Annotated in this window: 22 protein-coding genes and 1 tRNA gene; 8 read left to right on the forward strand and 15 right to left on the reverse strand. The window is 51.3% G+C overall.

What is annotated here, in order from left to right; genetic code table 11:
- Positions 1 to 7: 7 nt before the first annotated feature.
- From Q4579_RS01435 to Q4579_RS01465, 7 genes are all read right to left on the reverse strand, one after another.
- A complete protein-coding gene (locus tag Q4579_RS01435; protein WP_303561059.1) occupies positions 8 to 457 on the reverse strand; it encodes a cytochrome C in 450 nt (149 codons plus the stop codon).
- 97 nt (positions 458 to 554) lie between these two features.
- Positions 555 to 1,001: an Hsp20/alpha crystallin family protein gene (locus Q4579_RS01440; RefSeq protein ID WP_303561060.1), complete on the reverse strand. Its 447-nt coding sequence runs from the start codon at positions 999 to 1,001 to the stop codon at positions 555 to 557.
- A gap of 280 nt (positions 1,002 to 1,281) precedes the next feature.
- The gene (locus Q4579_RS01445; protein WP_303561063.1) at positions 1,282 to 1,917 is read right to left on the reverse strand and encodes a MarC family protein; all 636 of its coding nucleotides are present in this window, start codon (positions 1,915 to 1,917) and stop codon (positions 1,282 to 1,284) included.
- Positions 1,918 to 2,116: 199 nt separating this feature from the next.
- Positions 2,117 to 3,340 (reverse strand): NupC/NupG family nucleoside CNT transporter, encoded by a 1,224-nt coding sequence (locus tag Q4579_RS01450; RefSeq protein WP_303561064.1) that lies wholly within the window; start codon positions 3,338 to 3,340, stop codon positions 2,117 to 2,119.
- A gap of 486 nt (positions 3,341 to 3,826) precedes the next feature.
- Entirely contained in the window at positions 3,827 to 4,168 is a 342-nt protein-coding gene (locus tag Q4579_RS01455; protein WP_303561065.1) for a hypothetical protein, read from the reverse strand.
- 60 nt (positions 4,169 to 4,228) lie between these two features.
- Positions 4,229 to 4,876, reverse strand: a complete 648-nt coding sequence (locus tag Q4579_RS01460; protein WP_303561067.1) for a hypothetical protein — start codon at positions 4,874 to 4,876, stop codon at positions 4,229 to 4,231.
- 378 nt (positions 4,877 to 5,254) lie between these two features.
- Positions 5,255 to 5,341: transfer RNA gene (locus tag Q4579_RS01465), tRNA-Leu, on the reverse strand.
- A gap of 251 nt (positions 5,342 to 5,592) precedes the next feature.
- Between Q4579_RS01465 and Q4579_RS01470 the strand changes: the two genes are divergently transcribed.
- Entirely contained in the window at positions 5,593 to 6,087 is a 495-nt protein-coding gene (locus tag Q4579_RS01470) for an RDD family protein (RefSeq protein WP_303561069.1), read from the forward strand.
- A gap of 62 nt (positions 6,088 to 6,149) precedes the next feature.
- On the opposite strand, the gene lptG is transcribed toward Q4579_RS01470, so the two are convergent.
- Positions 6,150 to 7,220 (reverse strand): LPS export ABC transporter permease LptG, encoded by a 1,071-nt coding sequence (gene lptG / locus Q4579_RS01475; protein ID WP_303561071.1) that lies wholly within the window; start codon positions 7,218 to 7,220, stop codon positions 6,150 to 6,152.
- Entirely contained in the window at positions 7,220 to 8,320 is a 1,101-nt protein-coding gene (lptF, locus tag Q4579_RS01480; protein WP_211647106.1) for an LPS export ABC transporter permease LptF, read from the reverse strand. Before lptF ends, lptG begins: the two co-directional genes overlap by 1 nt.
- A 194-nt stretch (positions 8,321 to 8,514) precedes the next feature.
- Between lptF and pepA the strand changes: the two genes are divergently transcribed.
- The 3 genes from pepA to Q4579_RS01495 are packed head-to-tail and all read left to right on the forward strand — an operon-like array spanning position 8,515 to position 13,401.
- Complete coding sequence (gene pepA / locus Q4579_RS01485; protein ID WP_303561074.1) at positions 8,515 to 10,023, forward strand: leucyl aminopeptidase; 1,509 nt, start codon at positions 8,515 to 8,517, stop codon at positions 10,021 to 10,023.
- Positions 10,024 to 10,072: 49 nt separating this feature from the next.
- Positions 10,073 to 10,513 carry a DNA polymerase III subunit chi gene (locus tag Q4579_RS01490; RefSeq protein ID WP_211647104.1) on the forward strand — a complete coding sequence of 147 codons (441 nt, stop codon included), beginning with the start codon at positions 10,073 to 10,075 and terminating at the stop codon, positions 10,511 to 10,513.
- Positions 10,514 to 10,539: 26 nt separating this feature from the next.
- Positions 10,540 to 13,401 (forward strand): valine--tRNA ligase, encoded by a 2,862-nt coding sequence (locus tag Q4579_RS01495; protein ID WP_303561077.1) that lies wholly within the window; start codon positions 10,540 to 10,542, stop codon positions 13,399 to 13,401.
- A gap of 72 nt (positions 13,402 to 13,473) precedes the next feature.
- Here Q4579_RS01495 and Q4579_RS01500 read toward each other — a convergent pair whose 3' ends face one another.
- The 3 genes from Q4579_RS01500 to Q4579_RS01510 all read right to left on the reverse strand — a co-directional run bounded on the left by Q4579_RS01500 (position 13,474) and on the right by Q4579_RS01510 (position 19,291).
- Positions 13,474 to 16,431: a leucine-rich repeat domain-containing protein gene (locus Q4579_RS01500; RefSeq protein ID WP_303561079.1), complete on the reverse strand. Its 2,958-nt coding sequence runs from the start codon at positions 16,429 to 16,431 to the stop codon at positions 13,474 to 13,476.
- Positions 16,432 to 17,129: 698 nt separating this feature from the next.
- Entirely contained in the window at positions 17,130 to 18,146 is a 1,017-nt protein-coding gene (locus Q4579_RS01505) for a M48 family metallopeptidase (RefSeq protein ID WP_303561081.1), read from the reverse strand.
- Positions 18,143 to 19,291 carry a YjgN family protein gene (locus Q4579_RS01510; protein ID WP_303561083.1) on the reverse strand — a complete coding sequence of 383 codons (1,149 nt, stop codon included), beginning with the start codon at positions 19,289 to 19,291 and terminating at the stop codon, positions 18,143 to 18,145. The genes Q4579_RS01505 and Q4579_RS01510 overlap by 4 nt, the downstream gene beginning before the upstream one ends.
- 269 nt (positions 19,292 to 19,560) lie before the next feature.
- On the opposite strand from Q4579_RS01510, the gene Q4579_RS01515 reads away from it, so the two are divergent.
- Both Q4579_RS01515 and Q4579_RS01520 read left to right on the forward strand, forming a co-directional pair.
- Positions 19,561 to 19,974: a DUF2061 domain-containing protein gene (locus Q4579_RS01515; RefSeq protein ID WP_303561085.1), complete on the forward strand. Its 414-nt coding sequence runs from the start codon at positions 19,561 to 19,563 to the stop codon at positions 19,972 to 19,974.
- A gap of 58 nt (positions 19,975 to 20,032) precedes the next feature.
- A complete protein-coding gene (locus tag Q4579_RS01520; RefSeq protein WP_303561087.1) occupies positions 20,033 to 20,971 on the forward strand; it encodes a helix-turn-helix domain-containing GNAT family N-acetyltransferase in 939 nt (312 codons plus the stop codon).
- 62 nt (positions 20,972 to 21,033) lie between these two features.
- Here Q4579_RS01520 and Q4579_RS01525 read toward each other — a convergent pair whose 3' ends face one another.
- Positions 21,034 to 22,629 carry a nicotinate phosphoribosyltransferase gene (locus tag Q4579_RS01525; RefSeq protein WP_303561089.1) on the reverse strand — a complete coding sequence of 532 codons (1,596 nt, stop codon included), beginning with the start codon at positions 22,627 to 22,629 and terminating at the stop codon, positions 21,034 to 21,036.
- A 10-nt stretch (positions 22,630 to 22,639) separates the two neighbouring features.
- Complete coding sequence (prs, locus tag Q4579_RS01530) at positions 22,640 to 23,494, reverse strand: ribose-phosphate diphosphokinase (RefSeq protein ID WP_303561090.1); 855 nt, start codon at positions 23,492 to 23,494, stop codon at positions 22,640 to 22,642.
- 176 nt (positions 23,495 to 23,670) lie between these two features.
- On the opposite strand from prs, the gene Q4579_RS01535 reads away from it, so the two are divergent.
- Positions 23,671 to 24,369 (forward strand): NUDIX domain-containing protein, encoded by a 699-nt coding sequence (locus Q4579_RS01535; RefSeq protein ID WP_303561092.1) that lies wholly within the window; start codon positions 23,671 to 23,673, stop codon positions 24,367 to 24,369.
- A gap of 170 nt (positions 24,370 to 24,539) precedes the next feature.
- Here the strand turns inward: Q4579_RS01535 and rraB are convergent, their stop codons facing one another.
- On the reverse strand, positions 24,540 to 24,929 hold the full coding sequence (gene rraB / locus Q4579_RS01540; RefSeq protein ID WP_303561094.1) for a ribonuclease E inhibitor RraB: 390 nt from the start codon (positions 24,927 to 24,929) through the stop codon (positions 24,540 to 24,542).
- Between the two features lie 259 nt (positions 24,930 to 25,188).
- Here rraB and argF point away from each other — a divergent pair, with 259 nt between their 5' ends.
- A complete protein-coding gene (gene argF, locus Q4579_RS01545) occupies positions 25,189 to 26,193 on the forward strand; it encodes an ornithine carbamoyltransferase (protein ID WP_303561095.1) in 1,005 nt (334 codons plus the stop codon).
- Positions 26,194 to 26,205 lie beyond the last annotated feature (12 nt).

Consider the following 26,205-nt stretch of genomic DNA (forward strand, 5'->3'; position numbering starts at 1 on the left):
CACACACTCAGTGAGGGCTGACATACTCTGTACGCGGATAGGGTTCTAACTCATAATGGTCTTCCAGAAAATACACCAGATTCACCAACTCAGTCACCGTCATCACATCATTGAAGTTCGGCATCACAGACTGGCCATCAACCTGAATATCTGCCCCATCATAGCCTTCGGCGAGTTTGTGTGAGGGGTTAATCACCGAAGTCACCAGCTCAGGATAAGTCCGGATGCGACTCACCTGTCCACCAAGCTGTACCGGCGTTTGCAGCGCACCGGACAGAGTCTCGGCTTCTGCTTCATAGCCAGCCATCGTGTGGCAACGCAGACATTGGTACTTCACAAAAACCTGTTCGCCCAGCTCAGCATTGCCCTGAGGTAAGCTAAAGCCCTGACTGGATCTGTCACATCCGGACAGCCCTGCAATCGTCACAAATAACGCGGTGAGAACAAAAGTTTTCATTTTCCAGACCTCCGATATCAGGGGAAATCCCCTGTCTGACTGGCAGCAGGTGCCGGCATTGCTGCCCGCACCTGATGTTTATGATAACGCCCTAAGTTTAACGGACTTCAATTTTCCGTACTTCAGGCTCACTTATCGCTGTTTTTGGCATCACCAGACGCAATACACCATCCTGATAGGCCGCATCGATGTCGTGCTCAGCAATATTCGATCCGAACTGGAAAGTGCGCGAATAGCTGTTGTAGCGCCGTTCTGTCAAAACAGCTTGTCCTTCCTGTTTTTTCTCGGTTTCTTCTTTATGTTCAGCGGCAATGGTTAATTTACCGTTGTGGAACGATACCTGAATATCCTCTTTACTGAATCCAGGCAGCTCTGCAGTCAGAACATAATTGTCCTTGGTTTCATGAATATCCACCGCAGGCAATTGACTGGCTTGATTCAAAAAATCACCGCCGAGCACTGGCCGGAAGAAGCCTTGAAACAAGTTGTCAAAATCATTATCCAGCAGTGAAGGAAATCCACTTTTTTTAACGTCAGTACGCATTTTCAACCTCCTTCCACACAGAAGATTCACCCCCGACGATTTGATCAGGTATAAGTATAATAAGAGGGAGGAAATGCGTCAGGCATCAGACTTGATGTAAATCAAACTCAGGCGATAAAAATATAAAACTAAATAAAATCAAATAAATAAAAAACATTGAGGTTTTTATTCGTAACAGACGAAAGAATGCCATTGCCTTTCACACAATCCCAATTTCAATACAACGCATGCTCAGATCTGTCGCTCATCATCTTTTCTCAGTGTTCATGATTCTTGAGGTTCACGGCCCGCCCGCAGGCGTAAACAGATGCATCGCATCATGTACCCCCTGAATCAGCATCTGCATCGCGATGACCGTTAGGAGTAACCCCATGATTCGAGTGATCACATTCACCCCGTCTTTCCCCAGAAAATCCACCAGTTTCTGCGCGTATAAAAAGCAAATCAGGGTGAGCAGGCACAACACCGCAAATGCCGAGATGGTGATCAGAATATGCAGCAGACTCGCTGCCGCAGAATAATTCATCGCGGTCGCGATGGTGCCCGGACCGGCCAGAATCGGAATGGCGAGCGGCGAAATCGAGATATCCTCGGCATCACGACTGGGACTTTGAGAGTGCATGGCAGAACTGCTCCCCTGCAACATATGAAAGCCGACTAAAAAGACCAGAATGCCTCCTGCCAGACGCAGCGCTGGCAAGGTAATGCCAAATAACTGGAATATCCCTTTTCCCAGCAAACTGAACGCCGCGACAATAAAGAATGCAGCCGTCAGCGCTTTGATGGCAGTTTGTCTTTTTTCGGCACTGGACTGGTGCGCCGTCAGCCCCGTAAACACCGCGGTATTGGCAATGGGGTTCATGATGGCGAAAAAGCCCATAAAAACCGTAACGCCCAAAGTCACCAGATCAATCATCTGTCCCTCCTGCGACGTTCATCGTAATGCACTGAGTTTAGCTGCTTTTTGCCCTCACCGATGCCTTCAGTCCAATCTGGCGCCCCTTTTTCTCCCCTTCAGCCCACTGGCAGGCATAAAAAAACAGCACTGGGCTCTGATGCCGGAGCGCATCAGCCACAGTGCTGCTTTTCTCTGAATATACTCCGGAGGTCGGTGATTACAGAGACAATTGCGTAAAGAAGCCTGCCAGTGAAGCACTCATCAGGTTGGCAAACGTCGCGGCAATCACGGCACGAATTCCCAGGCTGGCAACATCTTTACGACGCTCCGGCACCATGGCACCAATTGAGCCCAGCTGAATGGCAATCGAACCGATATTCGCAAAACCACACAGGGCAAACACCACGATGATCTGGCTGTGTGCCGACAAAGTATCTTTCACGGTCGCGAAATCCATAAAGGCAACGAATTCATTCATGGCGATCTTCTGGCCCAGCAGGCTGCCAACAGCCATCACTTCATCCATTGGGACACCCGTGACAAAGGCCAGCGGCGCAAACAGGTAACCGAAAAGACGCTGCAGAGACAACCCCTGAATCTCCAGCTCCTGACCCAGAAGATCCAGTCCGTGGTTCACCATGGCAATCACGCTGATAAAGGCAATCAGCATGGTGCCGACCGCAACGGCAACTTTCATCCCGTTCATGGCACCGGATGCCAGCGCATCAATTGCATTACTTTGCTCACTGCCAGAGAGGTCAATCTCTGACTGATCAACGGGCTGCTGGGTTTCCGGCACCATGATTTTCGCCATCAGCAGTCCGCCCGGAGCCGCCATAAAGCTGGCTGCAATCAGGTACTTCAGATCCACGCCCATGGCTGCATAACCGCCCAAAACACTGCCAGCGACGGAAGCCATGCCGCCCACCATCACAGCGAACAGCTCTGAACGCGTCATGGAAGCCAGAAATGGTCGGACGACCAGAGGCGATTCGCCCTGAGACAGAAAAATATTACTGGTCGCGACCAGAGATTCAGCACGGGTTGTTCCCAGCAAACGTTCCAGACCACCGCCGATCACCCGGATCACCACGCCCATGACACCCAGATAATAGAGCAGAGAAATGAGTGCGCTGATAAAAATGATGAGCGGTAAAACTTTGACAGCGAACACAAACCCCACAGCCCCACTGTCTGCAAGCGGGCCGAAGACAAATCCAATCCCTTCGTTGGCGAATCCGATAATGGTCGATACTCCCTGGCTCATCTTACCGAGCAGGGATTGCCCCCACGGCAGATACAGCACAAAGGCTGCCAGCGCAAACTGCAACCCGAATGCGCCGCATACGGTTCGCCAGCGAATGGCCTGTCGATTGGTTGAAAGTGCATACGCACATAAAAAAATTGCGACGATACCTGCCGCGCTGAAGAGAAGCTGCATAAAACTACCTTGCGATGTCGAAGTCCGATGAGTGTGGACTGGCGCACGCAAAGCTGCCGAAGGCGAGAAATTCCGTCATGCGTGTGTGCCAAGAAGCATCTCAGTGCAACACCTGGCATCCATGGGCAAACGCGGCGACTGATAGCTGGCAACTGCAGAGTTCAATCTGAATTCAGGTTGAACACGCAAGCCGGGAGCGCATATTAATGTGACATGCATCTAATTTCCAGCACCGATTTCCGGTCAGGAAAAAGAAAACGTTTGCCAGAGAAAAAAGCAAGACGCTGAGAACACAAGCTTCGGAAATCCTTCCGAAGCCAGTGATCAATCGTGCGGTTAACCTGCGGCAGACATCTCCCGCCATCAGGCAATGGTTTGCGGAACCTGTCTGACCTGAACCAGTTGCACGAATACAGGTGTTGTGAGAGATAACATGACTTTTCAGTCAGTTAAATCGAACAGCATACATGCCGTTCAGTCTCTGATTCAAAAGTTTATCCAGGCAATCCTTTTCGCATCAGCCTGAGCTGGTGCATCTTCAACAACAACCCGGAGCTTTTTGCCTGCCATATAAGCCGAAATCGCCATCGATAACGTACTGTCATAAGCGTCATCATTATTTTCCAGATAGGCAAACGTAATATCATTGCAAGCGGCATTCTTCCCCGCCCCCATCAAGATCAACATTTTGTTGGCATGGAAAGACCCATCTCCGCGATCAGCCTGCACATAAACAGTTTTCAAATCCACCTCACCACAGTCGATTGTCTCAGCAGACTGAACCAACCCACTGGCTGCTATCATCGCCGCCGTTAAAACATATTTCATCAATAGCTCCAACCTGTTCTCATTAAGAAACAGAGAGCATACATTAAGATGGATGTTAAACTAATTCAATGCACAGGAAACTGCCTCATACGTCATCGCATAGACAACCATCAAGGCCGCCAGAACACGACGTTCATCCGGCAGTGATTCATCCAGCCAGACATAATCGCCGCGAGCGCCTAAAGGCTGCCCTGACGAGAAATGATATTCTGCGATCACACGTTGATTAAGCCGGACGCGGTTGCCGCCAACCTCAATGGCGTCTTTGGCTTCATTTTCAAGCAGAGCCGTATTTTGCACGGTCCACAACGCTTGTTTCACCTGCGCTGCGCCACTGAGCAACACTGGCTCATCCCCAAACAATGAGTCCCCTGCCCCGAAGACAGGCTTTGTTTGAACGCAGGCCTGCCGGTAATTCATGGCAGCCTGTACATCGGTAAACCCCGACAACGTCAGTTGCACTTCCTGCACATTGAATGGTGCATGGTGCGCGTCCGGAAAATCACCCGCTTCATGAAGATTCACCCAACGCTTTCGGATCACTCCCTGAAAATCGGCAAACCGGATTTGTCTGCCATCGTCATCAGACTGATCTGCAATGCGATATCTGGCGTGTTCCGTCAGGATATCCGGGCGACCATGATGCATCTGTAAGCCACATCCCGCGAGTCCGAGTCCGAGGAACAGGCTGATCAATTGAGTCTTCAAAAGATTTTCCCTGAATGAACAAAGCGTCCCTGAACATCCAGTATATGCAGACATTTTCGGGTTTCATACTTCAAGTCTGAGGAATGTTTTTATACCAACCAAAGTAAGTCAATGATCAGATATAGCGCAGGAAAAATGTTTGAGAACAAGGCAGATTTTTTAGATAAGTAGTGATTCTACAATCAAAAAATCTAACGCAGTGATCGAACATTTGAACAAGCTAGGATGACCAGTGATTGACTGCGATTGGTATTAGAGAAGAAGACAGAAAACATCAGCCCGCTTTCCTGCGTTTGATGACAAGAGAAAAGCGGGCGTCCGTTTCAGAACGCAGAAACGACAAAGCCCCGACTTTCGTCGAGGCTTTGTCGTTGAAGTTGGTGCCCGGGGCCGGACTTGAACCGGCACAGTGTTACCACCGGCGGATTTTGAATCCGCTGCGTCTACCAATTTCGCCACCCGGGCAGATGGGGGTCATTATACGTATACCGTGTTGATGTGCAAGAAACTTTATCTGGCCTCACGAACCGTTTGCTGTTTTTTTCAACACGATGCAAACACATCAACCAATTTACACATCAAGGCTTTCAATTCAACGAATAAACGTGGGGAGACACCTTTGGTATGTACCCCTGCGAAAGAAGTATTGCTACACTGTGCGCCAGATTTTTCTGGCAGGCCGGTTTGGCCGATCGCTCACATTTTCTGGTGGAACCATGACAACGAAAGTGAATCAGGACACAACGCACACCAAACAATATCCGGGGCTTTTCCGCCGGATCGGCGCCTGGATTTATGATGCGCTGGTCGTTGCGGCCGTACTCATGCTCGCGGGCGGACTGGCAATGGCAGTCGTCGCCATCCTGCTCAATACCGGCATACTGACGCTGGCACCTTATATCGATGCCAGTGAATACCTCAGCAGACATTCGGTGGCTGCCCCGCTGTATTCGATGTATCTGGCTTTGAGTGTGATTGGATTTTATGCTTATTTCTGGTGTAAAGCCGGACAGACACTGGGCATGCGGGCCTGGAAACTACGCATCCAAAATGCGGACGGTTCCAACATTCGCCTGACGCAGGCCCTGATCCGGATGGCAACGTCAGCTTTTGGTTTAGGCAATCTGATGGTTCCCTTCAGCACCACCAAACAGTCTTTTCAGGATCTGATGGCAGAGTGCGAAATGGTCTTACTGCCGAAACCGAACTAAGTGCTCACGGATAAAAAAATGGCGCCTGAACGGCGCCATTTCTATTTGTTGATGATTCTGTCTCAGAGTTTTCGCTTGAGCAAATACAGTGTAATGCCAAGGAACACCAAACTTGGCCCCAATGCCCCAATCACCGGATGCAGCCGATAGACAATACTCAGCGGACCGAAAACTTCGTTGGAGATATAGAAGGCAAATCCAAAAATCACCCCGGACAATACTCTGGCCCCCATCGTGACCGAACGCAGTGGCCCGAACACGAACGACAGAGCCAGCAACATCATGACGGCGATCGAAACCGGCTGAAGCGCTTTACGCCAGAAAGCCAGCTCATACCGGGACGCATCTTGCTTGGTATCTTTCAGATAACTCACATAGTCATAGACGCCGGTCAGTGCCAGTTCTTCCGGTTTCACCGTAACCACGGCCAGCTTGTCCGGCGTCAGACTGGTTTGCCAGATTTTCGTATCAAAATGCGTATTTTCCTGTTTTACCTCACCGATCTGGGTCACGGTGACATCTTTCAGTTCCCAGCCTTTCTCCTCGACAAAGGTTGCCGTACGGGCGAACAGGTTTTCCTTTAAGACGTCATTCTCATCGAATTCCCAGATGTTGATGGCATTGAGCGTGGTTTGTTCATGGATCCGACCAATATAGATGAAGTCATTGTCATCTTTGGCCCAGACTCCCCGCTGTACCGAGAACACGTTCCCCCCGGAGGTCCAGACCGCCCGGAGTTCACGGGCTGCCTTTTGCGCCTGTGGCGCCCCCCATTGCCCCAGCACCATCACCAGCAGCATCAGCGGTACCGCCGTTTTCAGCACGGACATGCCGATATCCAGTTTCGAGAACCCTGCCGCCTGCATGACCACCAGCTCCGAACTGGAGGCCAGCGTTCCCAGACCAATCAGGGCCCCAAGCAGGACTGCCATGGGAAAAAACATTTCAATATCACGCGGCACACTGAGCAACACGTAAATTAATGCTTTCCACAAATCATAGCTACCGTCGCCGACTTTACGCAGCTGTTCCACATATTTAATGATGGCCGACAGCCCCACCAGCGTCGACAGAGTCAATGCAGAAGTCGCAATAATGGTCCGGCCAATGTACCAGTCGAGAATCTTAAACATCAGCCGCGTCTCCGGAATTTTTCTCTGAATAGTCGCATTGGTAAGGTATCCCAGCTATTGAGGCCAATGGCGACCAACAGCATGATGATATTGATCCCCCAAAGTCCGATCCCGACCGGTAACGCACCGTCTTCGACAGCAGATTTCGCAGCACTGATTGCCAGGAAATAGGTCAGATAGATGAGCACCGCAGGCACCAGTTTGGCAAAACGACCCTGTCGCGGGTTCACCGCAGATAACGGCACCACCACCATGGTCAGCAACGGAATACAGAGCACCAGCGACATCCGCCACTGGAATTCAGCCTGCGCAGCCAGCTCCGGTCGCTGCATCAGCGCCAGAGTCGGCAGTGCATCCCAGTCCCGGTTCTTTTCTTTGATGGCCCGCTGCCCGATCACCGCCTGATAGTTATCAAAAGAGGTGATGCTGTAATCCAGACGCGTCGGTAGCCCTTCGTAACGCACCCCATCTTGCAGATCGAGTACCTGCCGGCCGTCTTTCAGCTCACTGATCGTGCCGCTGTTGGCAAACATCACGCTCGGACGCAGGGTGTCACTGGCCGTCGGCTGTGCCACAAAAACACGATTCAACGTGCCGCCTTTGTCTGTAATGTCATCGACAAAAACGACCCCCCGACCATCCGGCGCGCCCTGAAACTGCCCTTTGACCAGCAGATCAAGGCCGGAATCAGCTTCCACCTGCTCCATCACCTGGGTTTCTTTCTCGGCACTCCAGGGCGCCAGCCACAAGGCATTAAAGCCTGCCACTGACCCCGTGATGATTGCCAGCCACAATGCTGCGCGAATAAGGAAAGTATTTCCAATCCCTGTGGCATTCATCACAGTTATTTCACTTTCCGCATATAATCGCCCAAATGTGAGCAAGATCCCGATATACAGACTGAGCGGGAGCATCAACATCGCCATTGACGGCATGTATAACCCCATCAGGGTCAGTACCAGGTCGCCGGGAATGGATCCTTCTGTCGCATCGGCCAGGATGCGGATAAACTTCTGACTAATAAAGATAAGAAACAATACAAAAAGCACTGCAACCTGGCTCTTTATTGTCTCACGTGTCAAATAACGAACAATAATCACGCGTTACATACCCATAGAAAACTTGTTTTTTTGCTGGAATCACTATAATTTTCCGGTAAATCAGTTATTTTTTTATCTTTCGGCTAACTGTCAGCCTGCACTTCGATCTTAAACTGAATTCAAGAGACAACAAGTAAGTGCGGCATTATCTATCATTTAGCCCTCATTGTCTTTATAGGATGTTAGGAGTACGCATGGAGTTCAGTGTTAAAAGTGGTAGCCCCGAGAAACAGCGCAGTGCCTGTATCGTCGTTGGCGTCTTCGAACCACGCCGCCTCTCTCCAATTGCTGAACAACTGGATAAGATCAGCGAGGGCTACATTAGTTCCCTGCTGCGTCGCGGTGATCTGGAAGGAAAGCCGGGACAGATGCTGTTGCTGCATCACGTGCCTAATGTGCTGTCAGAGCGCGTCCTGCTGGTTGGCTGCGGAAAAGAACGCGAGCTGGATGAGCGCCAGTACAAGCAAATCATCAAGAAAACCATCAGTACCCTGAATGAAACCGGGTCGATGGAAGCCGTGTGTTTTCTGACTGAACTGCATGTCAAAGGCCGCGACACCTACTGGAAGGTTCGTCAGGCGGTAGAGACCACCAAAGACAGCCTCTACACTTTCAACCAGTTCAAGAGCACGAAGCCGGAGACGCGTCGTCCGCTGCGCAAGCTGGTCTTTAATGTTCCGACCCGCCGCGAACTGTCGCTGGGTGAACGTGCAATCAGCCATGGTCTGGCTATTGCCTCCGGTGTCCGTGCTGCAAAAGATCTGGGCAACATGCCACCGAACGTGGCCAACCCGGCTTATCTGGCTTCTCAGGCACGCCGTCTGGCAGACGATTTTGAAACCGTCAGCACCAAGATCATTGGCGAGCAGGAAATGAAAGAACTGGGCATGACGTCCTATCTGGCGGTTGGTCAGGGCTCAAAGAACGAAGCCATGATGTCCGTCATTGAGTACAAAGGTCATCCGGACCCGAACGCCAAGCCGATTGTGCTGGTGGGTAAAGGTCTGACCTTCGACTCCGGCGGTATTTCAATTAAGCCGTCTGCCAACATGGACGAAATGAAATACGACATGTGTGGTGCCGCGACGGTCTTCGGCGCCATGCGCTCTCTGGCGAAACTGAATCTGCCGGTGAACGTCATTGGCGTACTGGCGGGTTGTGAAAATATGCCAGACGGCAGTGCGTACCGTCCGGGTGATATTCTGACCACCATGTCCGGCCAGACGGTTGAAGTGCTGAACACCGATGCCGAAGGTCGTCTGGTGCTGTGCGACGCCCTGACTTATGTCGAGCGTTATGAGCCTGAATGTGTGGTGGATGTTGCCACCCTGACCGGCGCCTGCGTTGTGGCACTGGGTCATCACATCAGTGGCCTGATTGCGAACCACAATCCACTGGCGCATGAGCTGGTGAATGCCTCTGAGCAGGCAGGGGACCGTGCTTGGCGTCTGCCAATGACAGATGAGTACCAGGAGCAGCTGGCCAGCCCGTTTGCGGATCTGGCCAACCTGGGCAGTCCGGGTGCCGGTACCATCACTGCCGGCTGCTTCCTGTCGCGCTTCACCAAGAAGTACAACTGGGCACACCTGGATATCGCCGGTACCGCTTGGACCGGAGGCAAAGACAAAGGCGCGACCGGTCGTCCGGTTCCGCTGCTGGTCCAGTTCCTGCTCAATAGAGCCGGGCTGGAAAACCTCGATTAATCATCATCGACAGAGGGGCCAGCAGGCCCCTTTTTTCGGATAGTAATTTATGAGCCATGCGACCTTTTATATCATTGATGACGCCGCCCCCGAGGCAAGGCTGAAACTGGCCTGTCAGCAGGCAGCATGGCGCTACCAGCAAGGCCAGACCGTTTATCTGCTCGCTGAAAGCCGCGAACAGGCCGAATGGCTGGACGAATACCTCTGGCAACAGGAACCGGATCACTTTGTCCCCCATAATCTCATTGGGGAAGGTCCGCGTCAGGGCTCCCCGGTCGAAATCGGCTGGCCCGGTATGCGCCACAGTGGCCGACGGGCCGTGCTGATAAATTTGGGACAAGACGCACCAAATTTTGCCGTGACCTTTGCACAAGTGGTAGACTTCGTTCCTTGCGATGAACAACTCAAGCAGCAGGCCCGCGAACGTTTTAAAGCGTATCGCCTGGCTGGCATCCAATTACAGACCGCCGCTGCGCCTGAGTCGCCCTAATTCCACCGAGATCCATCAAGAGCGCTATGGAAAAGACATACAACCCACAATCGATTGAACAAGCGCTGTATCAGCGCTGGGAAGAGGCTGGTTACTTCAAGCCTCACGGTGACACGACGAAAGATGCCTACAGCATCATGATCCCACCGCCGAACGTCACAGGCAGCCTGCACATGGGCCACGCGTTCCAGGATTCCATCATGGATACCCTGATCCGTTGTGAGCGTATGAAAGGCAAAAACACCCTGTGGCAGGTCGGTACAGACCACGCAGGCATTGCCACCCAGATGGTTGTGGAGCGTAAGATCGCTGCTGAAGAAGGCAAAACCAAGCACGATTACGGTCGTGAAGCTTTCATTGACAAGATCTGGGAATGGAAAGGCGAATCCGGCGGCACCATCACCAAGCAGTTGCGCCGCCTGGGTGCATCGGTCGACTGGGATCGTGAGCGTTTCACCATGGATGACGGCCTGTCCAATGCCGTGCGTGAAGTCTTTGTCCGTCTGTACGAAGACGATCTGATCTACCGTGGCAAGCGCCTGGTGAACTGGGATCCAAAACTGCACACGGCAATCTCAGATCTGGAAGTTGAAAACAAAGACAAGAAGGGCCACATGTGGCACTTCCGCTATCCGCTGGCCGATGGCGTAAAAACTGCGGATGGCAAAGATTACATCGTGGTTGCCACCACACGTCCGGAAACCATGCTGGGTGATACCGGCGTTGCAGTGAATCCAGAAGATCCGCGTTATCAGGATCTCATTGGCAAACACATCCTGCTGCCAATCGTGAACCGCCGGATTCCTATCGTGGGCGATGAGCACGCAGACATGGAAAAAGGCACCGGTTGTGTGAAGATCACCCCGGCGCACGATTTCAATGACTACGAAGTAGGCAAGCGTCACAGTCTGCCGATGATCAACATTCTGACTTTCGACGCTAACATCCGTGATACGGCTGAAGTATTCAACAGCAACGGCGAACCCACGGACGTTTACGCGACCGACATGCCTGCAGCCTATCAAGGCATGGAACGTTTTGAAGCGCGGAAAGCCATTGTCGCTGAATTTGATGCCCTGGGCCTGCTGGACGAAATCAAAGATCACGACCTGACCGTGCCATATGGCGACCGTGGCGGCGTGGTGATCGAGCCGATGCTGACCGACCAATGGTACGTGCGCACTGCACCACTTGCCGCACCAGCAGTGAAAGCGGTTGAAGACGGCGACATCAAATTCGTGCCGAAGCAGTACGAGAACATGTACTTCTCGTGGATGCGCGACGTACAGGACTGGTGTATTTCCCGTCAGCTGTGGTGGGGTCACCGCATCCCGGCCTGGTACGACAATGACGGCAACGTCTATGTTGGCCGCACGGAAGAAGAAGTCCGTGAAAAATACGGTCTGGCACCTGTGATCGTGCTGAAACAAGACGACGACGTGCTGGATACCTGGTTCTCCTCTGCCCTGTGGACATTCGGGACTCAAGGCTGGCCGGAGAAAACCGATGATCTGAAAGTCTTCCACCCGTCTGATGTGCTGGTGACCGGTTTCGACATCATCTTCTTCTGGGTTGCCCGCATGATCATGATGACCATGCACTTCTGTAAAGATGAAGACGGTAAAGCACAGGTTCCATTCAAAACCGTCTACGTGACCGGCCTGATCCGTGACGAAAACGGCGACAAGATGTCGAAGTCGAAAGGGAACGTGCTGGATCCAATCGATATGATCGACGGGATTGATCTGGAGTCTCTGGTTCAGAAACGGACTGGCAACATGATGCAGCCGCAACTGGCCGCGAAGATCGAGAAAAACACCCGTAAAACATTCGAAAACGGCATTGAACCTTATGGTACTGACGCCCTGCGTTTCACCCTGGCTGCCATGGCATCGACCGGCCGTGACATCAACTGGGACATGAAGCGTCTGGAAGGTTACCGGAACTTCTGTAACAAGCTGTGGAACGCCAGCCGTTACGTGCTGATGAACACCGAAGATCAGGATTGCGGCTTTGCCGAAGGCGCTGAGCTGGAATACTCTCTGGCAGACAAGTGGATCGAATCTCAGTTCGAGCTGGCTGCGAAAGAGTTCAACAGCCACATTGAAAACTTCCGTCTGGATATGGCAGCCAACAGTATCTATGAGTTCATCTGGAACCAGTTCTGTGACTGGTATCTGGAACTGACCAAACCGGTTCTGTGGAAAGGCACTGAAGCGCAGCAACGCGCGACCCGCCGTACCCTGATTACTGTGCTGGAGAAGACCCTGCGTCTGGCCCATCCGGTGATCCCGTACATCACAGAAACCATCTGGCAGAGCGTGAAGCCACTGGTGAAAGGCGTCGAAGGCGACACCATCATGACACAGGCACTGCCTCAGTATGATGACGCGAACTTCAATGCCGATGCACTGGCTGACATCGAATGGGTGAAGAACTTTATCACCAGCATTCGTAACCTGCGCGCCGAATATGACATTGCACCAAGCAAAGGCCTGGATGTGATGCTCAAAGCCGCCGACGACAAAGACGCTGCCCGTTTGCAGCAAAACCAGGCTGTTCTGGTTGCGCTGGCGAAACTGGAAAGTCTGCGTGTACTGGCTGCCGGTGAAGAAACACCGGCTTGTGCCACAGCACTGGTCGGCAAGTCGACGCTGATGATTCCGATGGCGGGTCTGATCGACAAAGACGCTGAGCTGGCACGTCTTGACAAAGAAATGGCCAAGACTCAGGGCGAGATCAAACGCATCGCAGGCAAACTGGGTAACGAAGGTTTCGTCGCAAAAGCGCCGGAAGCCGTGGTGGCCAAAGAGCGCGAGAAGCTGGAAGGTTACAAAGAAACCCTGTTCAAACTGGAAGAGCAGAAAGCGACCATCGCAGCGCTGTAAGCGGTTTCAGTTCACAGCAAGACATGAAAAAAGAGGCCGAATGGCCTCTTTTTTGTGCGCAAACATCGCCCCCTAATCCGCAGCACAGGTCACACCGGGGTTCACGTCGACAAAAATCTTCACATTCAATTGCTTGAGCGTTGTCATTTGCGAGCAAGGCACATGAACCGCACCGGTGAGATCAACCCGAGACAGCGAACTGAACAGTCTCTTTTGCTTCAGGTCAATCAACGGGCTGATATCTGTCCCCTTGAAGCCCTGTAAAGAAATATGCATGAGTTCCGGTAACACGCGCAAAGCAGAAAGATCGGTGACATGGGTATGATTCAGATACACATTTCTTAATTCACTCAACTGTTCCAGCGATGGCAACATTGAGATATCGGTGTCTGATAAGTTCACCCATTGCAACTTCGTCAACCCTGACAGGGCCGAAATATCTGTCAGTGGATTGCCCGAAATATCCAGTGTTTTTAATTCGGTTTGAACCGCCAGTCCGATTGGATCAAGCTGAGTCAATCCTGAATCAGCAAGCTCAAGGGAAATCAGGTTGGACTTTTCCCTGAAAAAGCTGAAGTCGCTGATCTGAGTGTTCCCTATCGCAATTTTCTGTAGCTCATTCATTCGCAGAAAAATATGACCATCACTGATGCCTGTGCCATACAAGTTGATTCCATTCAGTTGAGTGAGTTGAGGCAGCGCACTGATATCGGTCAGCCATGGACTATGGGTCAAAGCCAGCTCCGTCAGGCTGGTCAGCGCTTTCAGCACAGTCAAATCAGTCATGACCGTTTGCTGAAGCTCAAGACTTTTCAGTGTGCTCAATGACACCAAAGCGGAAACATCCGTGATCTGGTTTTTCGCCAGCACCCCGATATGGTTCAGATGGGTAAATTGTGCCAAGCCATCGAACTGACTGATCCCCGCATAATCAGGACCACATTCAAGCTGGTTTAAATCCCCGATATCACGAACTTTCGGGGCAAGATCCTCAACACAGCGACGCAGTTGTGAATCGATAATTTTATCGAACGCAACCTCAGTATAGGGCTGGATCTGTAGCGTGATTTGCGATGAACTCATCAGCCCGTCGCTGTTTTCCACCGTGACAGCCAATGTGATCGTTTCTGGTGAGTTTTCTTCAATGTTCGGAAATTTGAATGTGACACGGCTGCTATCACGATCAAAGAGCGTGACGTGAGGACCCTCAGTCTGATACCAGTCATAGCTCACACCCGAAGTGTCTTTGACCTGAACCGTCGCGGAAGTCAGTTGCCGCTCAAAACCATCGTTCCCCGTCACTGAAATAATTTCTGGCGGCGCGATCCCGCTAAACCGTTCATCCAACTGTGTGTCTTCGGGGGTCACACCAAGCACATTCAACGGCGATCGGATAAAGTCGTTCAACCCTTGGTACAGCACTTTCTGCAAATTGACATCATCCAGCCGGCCATCGTCCGACAAGTCTCTGGAAACCATTTCAAGCCAGTCGGTTAAACTGTACGCATTTGTATTAATCGCAACCATCATGGCTGCAATCGCTAAAGCATGCTCAGTGCTATCCCCTTTCCTGAAGATGCCCGACGGATCCAGCAAATTCGTGGGCGAGTAAAAAACAAGGCTGCGACGCAGACCAAAGGCGAACGCAATATCCCGATTCGCTTGCTCAACGGTATTTTTCGTCAGCATTGTCCCGAGCATTTTTGCCCGGCGAACAGCGAGTTCAGTCAACGGCGTAATATTCAATGTCGTCAATCTGGCCGCAGACGTATAGGTTGCTGCCTGGAGGGGCTGTTCCAGAGTGACGGACTGACCTGTCGCCTCACTTTCATATATGCCCCCCGTCACTTCAGCAATAATAATGCCTTCATAAAATTGATAATTCTTGATGCGATAGCGACCGTCAGTTGCGGTGATCGCTTCTCCGATGACCGTGCCATCTGGCTGATAAATGATCACCCTTGCACCCGCTAACGGACCTTTAAAAGCGATGCCTGAAATCACCGGAACCGGAGATATGCGAAAAGAATAGTGCTGTTCCGTTGATAAGCCTTCAACGTCTGTGACCGTTAATTTGAGCACGAAGAATTGACTTGTCTCTGGTGCCGGTACTTTGATGGAAACCGCAGCGGTTTCAGCCCCTTGCATGAACACCTCAGGACCGCTGATTTGCTGCCACTGATACCCCAATGCACCTTGATTATCCGTAATCTCAGGCGCAATTTCATAGACGCCCCCCTCTATCAGCGTTGACGCTGCGAGTTTTTCTACCACTGGCGGTGTATTGCGGTAAAACGCCTTGTCTTTGGATGTTTGACTCCGGTCCAGTACAACCCGGTTGAGTGGAGAATCGAGAAAATCATTGATGCCCGCATGCAGTTGATTCAGCACTTGAGGGTCATCCAGATTGCCATTATCTGCAAAGTCCTGACGAAAACCGTTCAACACTTCCCCAAGACCGATGCCTTCAGCCTGTGCAATTTTCGTCATCCCGGCAATGACCAGCGCATAATCAACATGAAGGCCGGATTGTCCCTGATGCGCGGTATCCAGCAAATCAACGGGGGCTTCACTCACAATATCCAGATCCAATGCCATGGATTCCGCAACATGACGATTTGCCCATGCGACCCGATCCATCGACAGACCCAGATTGGCTTCACGGGCCGCTAACTCGGTCAGCAAGGTCACGTTCATCACCGCTTCGCTTTCCGACAGCACTTTCACTGCACTCAAACTGTCCGTCAGTGACGTGAGTTCGCCGGTTGCTTCATCAATGTAATTTCCCCCAGCGGCAGTAATCCGGATCACCCCCTGATAAGACATATCCAGAGACAACCGATAAAAACCTTTATCGTCAGTGACAGTTTCACCAAGCGGGTTTCCGATGGCATCAAAAGCGCGTACCGTCGCATATGCCACTGGCCCTTTAAAAACCTGCCCCTGAATCTGAGTGGATGCGGTGACAGCAGGAGACTGCTCTGACTGCCCGTCTCCACCATGACAGGCAGCCAGAGCAATCACAGACATGAGCATCAAAATTTGTCTGATATTTGAAAATGAGATCATCACTATCTTCCATGAGGTGACATGATTGGATAAACAGGCCTGCGCCAATCCCAACACAGCAAGCGCATAACCAACAAGATGTATAGTTCGGTGGATTTTAAATGCTAATCAATTGGTTACAACATAAAGGTTCGTTCCTGCCCGTACATTCACCCACGAACATCACGCATTGCGACACGGATATCATTCATGAGACCCAGCAGGATGACGACAAGCGGCAGCAAAAGTGGACAGCATTGAGGCCAGTGTCATTTGTTTTTTCATTGAGCGTTCTTCCTGTGATTTCTGAACATCGTGTTCATCCGCGTGAACCACCGGAGACTAACTTTCAAACCGATAGACACAAGAATGCAATAAATTGCTCTTGACCGTTTTCACAGGCTGAAATGTTTTTCCTCATGTCATTGCACAAGAAATCAGAGTTGAGCTGAAAAGCAGGAAGACGAAAATAGAAAGGAATCAATAATACCAATCAAAGTAAGTCAGTGATCAAAAATAGCGCAGGAAAAATGTTTGAGAACAAGGCAGATTTTTTAGATAAGTAGTTATTCTACAATCAAAAAATCTAACACAGTTATCGAACATTTGAACAAGCTAGGATGATCAGTGATTTACTGCGATTGGTATAAGCTACCCGGATCACCGGATAGCTTTTTTTGTTAATCGCGGGATGTTTGCTGAAGGCTCTGAATACGCTCAGAAAGCTCCGGGTGACTTTGCAGCCATGCCGGCAACTCGCTGTCACCATCGTGATCCATAAAACGATTGAACATCGCCACCATGGGCTCCGTTGAGCCATACTGCCGGATCATCTGCTCAGCAGCGAAGCGGTCCGCCTCGCGCTCGGCATCCCGGGAGTAACCGGAAGACGCAATAAAAACGCCGGTACCGGTCAGGTTATCCACCAGACCTGAACTTTCCCCGGTCAGGAGGGCAACCGAGACAGATATCAGAGCCGACTGAACCACGGCTTCCATCACATGCTGGTGGTACACATGGCCGACTTCATGCAGCAGCACACTCTCCAGTTCGGCAGGTGTCGTTGCCAGCTCAACCAGCGAATCCGTCACGACAATGGTCCCGTCACTCAATGCAAAAGCGTTGGGGCCATGCTCCCAAGTGCGAAACACGATCTTCGGTTCAACCGGTAAAGCGGGCAAATTGTCCTGCAACAAAGCAAACCGGTCTCGAATCTCCCATTGCTCCGGTTCCGTCAGATCCGACGGCTCGAAAAGATGCGCATCCAAGATCTCAAGGACATTTTCACCCAGATAGACAGGCACCGCTTGTGGCAACATCCGGGCAAAATAATGACTCGCCGCAGGAATGCCATAACGGAACCCTCCCAGGCCCGCCAGTACCGTCAGCACGATACTGAGCAGGATCGCCAGCCAGTGGCGATCCAGTCGGTGCACCCAACGGCTCTGATGTGGCGCATGCTGCGCAATCCATCCCTTCAGAGTCTGATCATCGTTGGGTTTAAACAACCAGCCATCCGGAAATGTCACCGATACAGGCAGATTTCCTAATGGCTCAGTCAGCTTCGCACGCGAGGCCGCACATTGCGTGGTGTATTCCCCGCAACGTAACGTCAGTTCACCCGAAGCTCCCAATTCCAATTCTGCATCCTGCCGCTCAGCACTGAGCGGCGGATAACAAAAGCCAGAGATGATCATCCCAGTCCCATTTCAATATCAAAGGCAGACGCGACTTCATCCGCAATGGCTGCGCCCTCATCCATGACCTCACCTTTGGCCGTCAGCAGCGAGAGATCCCCGACCACAGACGTATGCTCACACAGGAAGCGCGTTGTGCGGACCATCACCCATGCCCGTGCCAGGCCCAGAGAGAAAGCCTGCGCCAGGAAGTTGGTAATCATCAGCCAAACGAAGCTGCGCGTACGGACGGTCGACGTAAAACCGTATTCCGGGTCTCCCGAGACGACCAGTTGCGCAAAGGTGTAGTTCCGGACACGCACCTGCACAAATACGGCAATAAAGGCCATCAGTAAAATGACATACACCATGCCAGACATCCCGCCCACCATAAACCAGAATTGATCAATCACAGTGCCCATTTCACCCGAACTCATCGTCAAGAAAGCAATCACTACAGCGATAATGGCGGCGACAGCCATCATCACGATAGTCAGGCCAGCGCCCATTAATGCCCCCAGCAAGATGGTTTTGATAAAAAACTCAGTGCTGATTTCTGCGCGGAAAGGCCGATCGCCATACTGATACCCGTTTGCGAAATAACGGGTCATTGCTGCACTCACATAAGCAAATAGAAAGAGATAGGCTGCAACAGTCAAAATGCCACAAATGATAACCAAAACGACAGAGTGCGCTGCGACAAGCGCCGTGATGATCGCCAAGAACACAAGCGGAATCATCCCGATCAGACCAGCCCCCATCATCGCCCAGTAAGCGCCTTTCACGCTTCCCGTAAAGTTAAAACGGACATTTCTGTAACTACTCATCCGCGCATCGAACCGGGCATTATTTCGGGCCAGAATGGGGGTGAAGCCCACAAAAATCAGCATCAGTAATGAAGCAACCAATGGGAAAGTTGCATTTGCGATTGCCCAGATCAAAACACACACAAAAGCAATGATCCGGCCAATCAGGATTTGCGTCGGGGTGGCATGATAATCAAAGCGATCACCTGCAAGCTCCGTGTTGCCGTAAAAATACTTCTTTGTCCGGACCTTTGCCCACGCCGAGTAAATCCCAAGCGTCACAACACTGAGCAGAATATTAACAATCCAGATGCCGAAAAACTCGCCACCTTTACCGTGAAATATAACCTTATTATTCATTCTTATCGTTCCTAGCTGTTCGCAAGCAATCACATCTACCTGAGGAGGCAGGTCGTTCATTCGACGCCATCATAATGCAACATAAAGCACAATAAAGCGTATCGTCGCCATTTTTCATCGAAGCCAGAAAAGATAAGGCGACCCGAAAAGATTATTCATGTTGATTCGTATCAAACAATAGTTAATGACGATTAATATGATAGAACCAATCGTTTTTACTTATTTACCGGGTACACCCATACTGAAAACATCAAACAGAGGGTTTTGCCATGAAAAAAACAATCAGTTTCGCCGTGATTCACTTTACCGTTGCCTTCACCGTCGCTTACCTGCTGACCGGCGATGTGATTCTGGGCAGCCTGATCGCCATGATTGAACCTATGGTCAACACAGTCGCCTTCTACTTTCACGAGAAAGTCTGGCAGTGGCCATCTCTGAAAACATCCCGGTTTGGGAAACCATCAAACAAGACCATGACATTTGCCGTGGTCCATTTCAGTGTTGCATTCAGTGTGGCTTCCCTGCTCAGTGGCAGCTGGATGATTGGCGGCATTATGGCGCTGATTGAGCCCTCAATTAATACGCTGGCATATCTGGCGCATGAAACCCTGTGGCAACGTCGTGAAAAACGTGAGGCACAACATACAGCGTTTCACTGCCATCATCATTCTGTTTTTCATTGACATTGTTGTTATCCGCAACTAAATTCGGTTGCGAACAACAACCGAATGGAACACAGACATGGATGCACAAACCCTGCGCCACCTCTCCCGCCAGTTGGTTCGCCAGCTCGGCATGCTGGATAATCAGTGCGGCAATATAGACCTCACTCCAGTTCAGGCCCACACACTGATCGAACTGGAAGCGGCGCCCTGCACCGTCAGTGATATGGCCAGTCTGCTCAATGTCGATAAGTCCAATGCCAGCCGTACACTCGCTGTTCTGAGCAACCTGGGCCTGATCCGCTTTCATCCGCATCCCGACGATAAACGAAGCCAGATTGCCACGCTGACCCCTGCCGGGCAGACGAAACTGACCGCACTGCACCACAGTCTGAATACTCAGGTGGAAGGTTTTCTGGATCAGATGGATCTGGATGAGATTGAAGCGCTGGGTGCCAGTCTGGCCAGATACAAAAAATCCATGGTCATGGCCAGCCGTCAGCAGGGTTACGCCATCCGGCCGTTAACGCCGCTGGATAACGCATCGATTGCCGCCGTGATCCGAAAAGTCTCGGCTGAATATGGCCTGACCGCAGACAAAGGCTATGGTGTCGCCGATCCGACGCTCGACAGCATGAGTGAAGTCTATCAGGCGGACAGGCATGAGTACTGGGTGATCGAACATCACCACCGGGTGCTGGGCGGGGGTGGTATTGCCGCACTGGCTGGGGAAGCGGATGTCTGCGAATTGCAGAAAATGTACTTTCTGCCGGAGCTTCGCGGTTTAGGGCTGGCGCGAAAGCTTGCGGTGAAAGCCCTGCGTTTCGCCCGGGAACAGGGTTACCGTGCCTGCTACCTGGAAACGACTGCCAATCTGGTAGAAGCCATCGCGCTTTACGAGTCTTTAGGATTTCACCATATTGAGGAACCTATGGGCAACACCGGGCATGATGCCTGTGAAATCCGGATGGTGAAGTGGTTTGGACAGAAACAATTTCACTGCTCAATATTGCCATGAAGTCGCGTTTTTCTTATCGATGCCGCTCTTATCTGAGCGGCATATTGAGCTGATGATGCCCGCTAAATCTGCGTGCTGATCAGCCCCCGGATCTCGCGAAGTGTCGTCTCTTTCACCAGTTGTCCGTCTTCAAAAACAACCTGCAATAATCCTTGCTGCTCCTCGGCTTCGGTCACGTTATCAAAGCACACCAATTCGCCATCGACACGATCCACTTTGAGTAAACCTTTTGCCGATCGTTTTTTACTGTCGGTTTTAGGTTCTTTGAAAATCGCAACCCGCTGGTTGCCTTTCACAACGCTGGTTGCTTTCACCGCTGAGCCATGGGTATCCCGCGTGACATACTGATAGCTGAATGAACCAATTCCCAGTACCACTTTGGAAGCGAACCCTTTGTCCATAAGCCGCTGCAGAATCTGACGCTGGCGGGTCAGGGTAATCGCATCTCCATAAATGGCACCGATATGATCATCCAGCAATTTATAGCCTTTGTCGGTGAATGTGCCACCAAAGGTGTCCCACAAGCACTCAATGAGTCCCTTGATTTCACAGTGCTCGAGCCGTTGCGTGTCGCCTTCGACCACCCCGAAGTATTCCCCCTGCCAACGATAGGCTTCGTACCCTTCACGCACAGCCGCTTGTTCTGCGGCTTGCTGTGAGTTAACCCGTTCACTGTAATCAGACACGGGCGACATCCGATAACCCGTCAGAATTTTCACCGGATCGCCGGAATCCGGGCGAATCACCACAGTCCCCTCGCGGGCCATGATCTCTTCTTTCAGTTGTGGCAGATAGTCCGTCACCAGTTTCCAGAAATCCCAGGTGTCTGATACCACACTGAGAATGCCCGTCGGTGACTGTTCCCGCATCAGATAACGGAAAAACTCAATTTCGCCTTCGAGGATCCAGGAACAGGTGACTGAGTGTTCCGTCGCATCGACTGAGCATCCCACCAGCTCCTCATCCACATTTGCACCATAATATTTTTCTGCAAAGAGCACCGCAGGAATGGTGTCGGTTCCCACCAGCCCCGATGCCAGATGCCCGAAACCACTCATCGCCGCGGCGTGTTTACCGAACATGCCGCGAAAGCTGAAATCATGGCCCTGAAAAGGGACGAACTCGGCTGGCAGTCCTGTTTTTTCCGCAAACTCCCGGAAGACTTTCAGATATGCCACAGACGTGGTGGCGCTGGTTTGAATCGGCCAGTTTTCACAGCTGAGGACGGTCTCAATCATGTTTGTGAGCCACTCAAAGCCTGGTTTGGTGTTTACAATGGTGATTGGCGGCACCTGATAAGGCACCAGCGTGCCTTCCGGTAACGCTTTCACCCTTAACGGCAAATAGCCCAAATCATGCAAAGCTTCCAGATAGCTGACATCCACAGGGTAGCCCAGCATGGCACTCATAATCCGTCTGTGGTTTGCTACTGCACTCTCTCTGTCTGCCGCAAAGAAGGCCTGCCACTCTTCCTGCAGGTAACTTTTGATGAAGTATTGCAGGCCGACAAAGGCTACTGTGTCGTTATTTTCGACATTGCTTAACTTGCCGCTGCGGGACGTATAGTTTGCATAGACTTCTGTGACATCCGGGTGATAGGCACGGCTGTGAAACTCTTTATACACATCTTTCTGCATGCTGGCTGCGGTAATGGTCATGAGGTGCTCCTTAAAGTTCAATCATTTCAAGTTGCACATCGCTGTGCTGGATAAAGTCCGCTTTGTCACGGCAAGAATTCGTGGTGTAAATGGTGTCGATCAGACCAGCAAAAACAGCCAGCCCCTGAGAAAAGATGCCGTGAGTGACATAGAGGGCAACCGACTTGGCCCCTTGTGCCTTCAGCACTTTCGCCAGCTCGGTGAAGGTTCGGCCTCCGTCACAGATATCATCGGCGATCAGCACGTCTTTTCCCCTGACCTCGCCCAGTACCTGAGTTTGCAGGATATCTCCGGTTTTCAGATCACGAACTTTCTGTGCCTGAATCACTTCAGGTTCACCGCCAAAGTGCTCCGCAATTTTGATCGTTTTTTTGCTGGCGCCAGCATCCGGCGACACCAGAGCGAGCTCACCGCGGCTCAGTTGCGCTCGCAAAGCTGGAAACTGTTCAATCAGTGTGACCTGCGAAACATTTTCAACCCGGTCCAATAACGCCGGGACGACATCGCTATGGGCATCCCACACGGTGACTTGATTGAGGTGAAGCGAGTTGATCAGTGAGGCCATGACTTTTGCGCCCAGCGCTTCCCCCGCAACACAGACCCGGTCCTGACGTGCATAAGGAAAATAGGGCAAGAGCAACTCAATTGATGTTCGTTCCATACGCAACCTTTTTAATGCATCGACAGCAAGGAAGAGTCGCATGATCTGTGAGGCATCCGAGGCTCTGACAATCACCTGTATCTTCTCACTTTGAGCAAAATCCGATGGCTCGAAACGAATGTGCTCCTCCCCACCGGAGAATGTAAACGCTTCATATGCCACTTCTTTGGTGTTGCCAGCACCATCAAAACTGATGATTTTCATAAATCCCTACATATAATGTCCCTAAGACACAAACAAGGTAGCAAACAAGATTCTGCGGATCAACAAATTTATGTCTCAGGGACACTATTGGTTCAGTTTTCTATCCTTCTCCCGCTTCATTTGAATGAGCAGTCAGAATTCGTTATTGTGTCGGAAAGACACAAAATAAGACTCTCATGGCACTTGATTACGATTTAAATCAATACAAAAACCCACTGTTCACGGTGGACAGTGTGCTGTTTACAATTTTGCAGGGCAGCCTGAAAGTGCTGCTGGTGAAACGAGCCAATGCGCCTTTTCAAGGTCGGTGGGGATTGCCTGGCGGCTTTGTGGATGTCGATTCAGACGACAATACAGAGATGAGTGCACTCAGGAAGATCAAAGAGAAAACCAGCGTAGCACCTCAATATCTGGAACAGTTGCAAGCCTTCTCCGGGATCAACCGCGATCCAAGGGGGTTCAGCGTGACGCTGGTGTATTATGCTTTAATTTCTCCACAGCAGATTGCAACACAAATCGACGCCGTGGATGACGTTCAATGGGTCGATCTGAGTGACTTACCTGATCTTGCCGTCGCATTTGATCACAAACACATCATCGAAAAAGCCAGAGAGCGCTTACAGCAGAAGGCCCTGTATTCGATGATCCCGGTCTACTGCTTGCCTGAACAATTCACCATCGGGCAGCTCAAGTCCGCCATTGAAGCCATCATTGCCAAGCCCATCCAGCGTAAAAGCCTGGTCAGAAGAATCGAGGCCAGCGGCATGTTTGAAGCGCTGGGTGAAAAAGTGAAATCCGGAGGCCGACTGGCGCAGCTCTATACCTTAAAACCAGATGTGGATATCGTTCTTTTCGAGCGTAACCTCAGCCTGTAAGCGGCAACCGCGGGGATGATTCCAACACAATCTTCAGTGTCAGATGTTCCCCGGAAATTCAGAAGCAGCCCATAAAAAAATCCCCCGACGAGTCGGGGGATTTTTTTGAATCATGGCCAGTCTTTACGGCCCCTGATGGCAGGTGAAACCTATCCTGTCAGCGAAGAAAATTAAGCGTCTTCGCCTTCATCGTCTTCGCCGGACTCAAAGTAAGTGCCCCAGCCGTCGTAATCAATATTGTATTTCTGCGCCAGCTCAACCAGCTTCAGTACCTGCGCGTCGATCAGTTCGGCATCCAGCGCAGATTCCATCACGGCATCAAAACAGACAACTTTACCGCCACCGTCTTCCGGATCCAGCTCAAGCTCTTCTGCATCCATGACTTCATAGCCCATTTTGAAGGCTTCTGCAGCCGCGCCTTCCAGCTGCGCAAAGGTATCCGCAGAGAAGTGGTGCTCAATCGAATACAGCGCATCAGGATCACTGCCATCTTCCAGCAGGGACTCAATAATCTCGCGAGTCTCTTCCTTCTGCTCTTCAATCAATTCTGCATAAGACATGGGGTCTCTCCAAGTAAGGTCTGCCGACCAAAGTATGTACGAAATTGGCCGCCAATATGGCACGGATTCTCGCGGATTTCCATCCTCAATACAGGCCGGTTCAAGAAGGGATTCGCCCCGCCGATTTTCAGGTTGTTTTTTCGATTGACACAACCATATACAATTTCATATTTTATGGATAATTATTCATAAAATACACGTTTTCACACATAACACTGCGATTCAGTGTTCGCTGAAGTCATGAACACGAGGACAAACGATGGCATTTAATCTGCGCAACCGGAATTTTCTCAAGCTGCTGGATTTCACTTCACAAGAAATCGGGTATCTGCTGTCTCTTTCCGCAGAGCTGAAAAAAGCCAAGTACGGTGGTTTCGAGCAACCCCAGCTGACGGGTAAAAACATCGCACTGATTTTTGAGAAGTCCTCCACCCGGACCCGATGCGCCTTCGAAGTTGCAGCGTTTGATCAGGGTGCACGCGTGTCTTACCTGGGCCCTTCGGGCAGTCAGATCGGGCACAAGGAATCAATGAAAGATACCGCGCGCGTGCTGGGCCGCATGTATGACGGCATCCAGTACCGTGGTTTTGGTCAGGCGGTTGTGGAAGAGCTGGGAAAATACGCGGGTGTACCGGTCTGGAATGGTCTGACCGATGAATTTCATCCCACCCAGATTCTGGCCGACTTTCTGACCATGCAAGAGCACAGCACCGGAAAAAATTTACAGGACATCAAATTCGCCTATCTGGGCGATGCGCGAAACAATATGGGCAACTCTCTGATGGTCGGCGCCGCCAAAATGGGGATGGATCTCCGTCTGGTGGCGCCGAAAGATTACTGGCCGGAAGCCGAGCTGGTCCGTCAGTGTCAGGCGATTGCCAAAGAGACCGGCGCCCAAATCACCCTGACCGAATCCGTTGAGGAAGGCGTTCAAGGCTGTGATTTCCTGTATACCGATGTGTGGGTTTCTATGGGCGAAGCAGCTTCAGCCTGGGATCAACGGGTCAAAACCATGCTGCCTTACCAGATCAACACTCAGGTGCTTCAGGCCACCGGTAATCCTAAAGTGAAATTCATGCACTGCCTGCCTGCTTTTCATAACGACGAAACCAGTGTCGGTAAGGAAGTCGCAGAAAAGTATGGGCTTTCCGGTCTGGAAGTGACAGAAGACGTGTTTGAGTCGGAACACTCGATTGTCTTTGATCAGGCAGAAAACCGAATGCACACGATCAAAGCTGTGATGGTCGCCACGCTGGGCAGTTAATCCGCCAAGCCA

Origin of the sequence: Photobacterium sp. 1_MG-2023 (genome assembly GCF_030547945.1) — a bacterium.
In the GTDB taxonomy this organism is placed as follows: Bacteria; Pseudomonadota; Gammaproteobacteria; order Enterobacterales; family Vibrionaceae; genus Photobacterium.